Source organism: bacterium, from assembly GCA_021159335.1.
Classification (GTDB): domain Bacteria; phylum UBP14; class UBA6098; order B30-G16; family B30-G16; genus JAGGRZ01.
Genome location: JAGGRZ010000134.1, coordinates 1 through 2,229 on the forward strand (window position 1 = coordinate 1; position 2,229 = coordinate 2,229).

The 2,229-nt window shown below is 35.3% G+C and carries 2 protein-coding genes; both read left to right on the top strand.

Annotated features, from left to right (window positions below):
* Positions 1-408 precede the first annotated feature (408 nt).
* The gene (locus J7J62_07360; GenBank protein MCD6124971.1) at positions 409-1,995 is read left to right on the top strand and encodes an IS1634 family transposase; all 1,587 of its coding nucleotides are present in this window, start codon (positions 409-411) and stop codon (positions 1,993-1,995) included.
* Positions 1,996-2,049: 54 nt separating this feature from the next.
* Positions 2,050-2,229, top strand: a 180-nt coding sequence (locus J7J62_07365; protein MCD6124972.1) for a hypothetical protein, incomplete at its 3' end; no start/stop codon positions are given.

Below are 2,229 nucleotides of genomic sequence, written 5' to 3' on the forward strand. Positions count from 1 at the left end.
GACCTGGATATAGCAGTAAAATTTAAAAATAAAATACCCTCTCCTTCAAAGATAGGGAAGATCTAAGGGGGACTTTTTTTAGAGCTTACAAATTGTTTCTCAGAGGAGAAGATAGACCTTATTTTTTTAGAGGAAGTTCCTCTTCATTTTAAACCGTAACTTCCTCTATTTTCAAGTAATATCCTGAGTTTGACAGTTGAGAGGCAAAATTAACCAACACATTTTTCCAATCGTGTCCACTGATATCGTTTTTGATTTTCCTCCCCTGTAAATTTCTAAAAAACATAGTGAAAACTTTTGCCAAAAAATTTTTATCCGAAATTTTTATAATATGTTCTTGACAAACTGATTAATTATGATAAAATCAACACATAAGAAATAATATTATATGATGCAAACTATTGAAAAATGTTTCCGAGGATAGTTAAGAGTAAAAATAAAGAATATCTGGTGATTGTAGAGAGTTATTGGGATGGGAGCAGGTCAAGGCAGAGGAATATTGGCAGTTTAGGAAATATAGATAAACTAAGAGAGAGCGGAAAATTAGAAAAATTAGCTTCTGCCCTACTTAAATATTGTAAACAGAGAAAATATCTGGATATTACTACTACTGAGGAGAAAGATAGAAAGTGGTGGGGAGCAGTGAGAGTGTATCGGAAGATATGGGATGAATTTAAGATGGATAAGTTATGGGAGAAGGTATTGGAGGGAAGGAAGATAGAATTTGATTTATGGAGTGCGGTATTTCTGATGGTTTTAGATAGGTTAATAGATCCCAAGAGCAAACTAAAAAGTTTCCAGGAGCAGGACAGATATTACGGAGTAAAGGAGAACAGCTTACAGCATCTTTATCGGGGATTAGATATTCTGGCAGAGAGCAAGGAAAAAATAGAGAGATACCTTTTTGCCCAGAACATAAATTTGTTCAATATGAAAGTAGATGTAGTTTTCTATGATGTAACCACTTTATATTTTGAGAGTGTAAGGGAAGATGCATTAAAGAAGATGGGTTTTAGTAAAGATGGGAAATTCAAAGAGGTACAGATAATGTTGGGACTATTGCAGGATACAGAAGGCAGGCCAGTAGGCTATGATGTATTCCCGGGTAGTAGTTTTGAAGGACATACTCTACCTAAGGCATTGGAAAAGATGAAAGATAAGTTTCAAATTAATCGGGTGATAGTAATAGGGGACCAGGCACTACTTTCTAAAAAGAATATCAAAATGATAAAGGGGAAAGGGTACCAATACATAGTTGGGGGAAGGATAAAGAACTTACCTAAAAAAATAAAAGAAGAGATTCTGAGGAAGGATGGGTACAAACCTGTAAAAGACAAAGAGGGGAATGAAGTTTTCAGGTGGAAAAGAATACAGTTGGGGGGTGAAGACTTAATCTGTAGTTGGTCAGAGAGAAAAGCGAGAAGAGATAGAAAAGAGAGGGAGCAATTGGTGGAGAAGGCAAAAAAAATGATAGAAGAAGGAAAGGTAATGGGTAAAGTTAAAAGAGGTCCACTCCGGTTTATAGAAATAGTTTCTGATTCAGCTCCTGCTCTTAGCAGTGCCAAAATTGAAGAAGATGAAAGGTGGGATGGATACTTTGGGATAAGAACAGACTGTAAGAATTTAAGAGCAGAGAAGGTGTTAGAACTATACCACCAGTTGTGGAGAATAGAAGAATCATTCCGAATCTTCAAGACTCATCTTGAGACCCGGCCCATGTTTCACTGGACACCAAAAAGGATTGAAGGGCATCTGGTTCTGTGTTTCATAGCTTTCCTTTTAGAGAGGACATTGGAAATTGAGTTAAAAAGAAACAAGATAGAATATTCTCCTGAAAAAATAAGAAAAGCATTAGATTCCCTTCAATTCTCGGAAATAGAAATAGAAGGGAGAAAATTTTTCCTGCGTTCTCCTGTAGAAGGATTGGCAAATCAAATTTTGAGGACTATGAGAATAAAGATCCCGCCGAATATCGGTATCCTTGAGAATTTTTAGAATGAGTTAAAAAAAACATAGTGAAAACGATTTCGGGTCTAATTTAATAAAACGATGTGCTGCAAGGAGACGAATAAAATTAACTGTCAAACTCAGGATTTCCATAAGAAACAACACAGGTTTGGAACACTTGCTTTAATCACTAATTTAGAGAAAGTCTCTGCTGAAAAAATATTTCAATATTTCAAAAGTAGAGTAGAGATAGAGCAAATGTTTGATACATTTAAAAATACC

Coding starts and splice junctions, on each gene's coding strand:
- J7J62_07360 (MCD6124971.1), top strand. CDS start 409: ATGTTTCCGAGGATAGTTAAGAGTAAAAATAAAGAATATCTGGTGATT.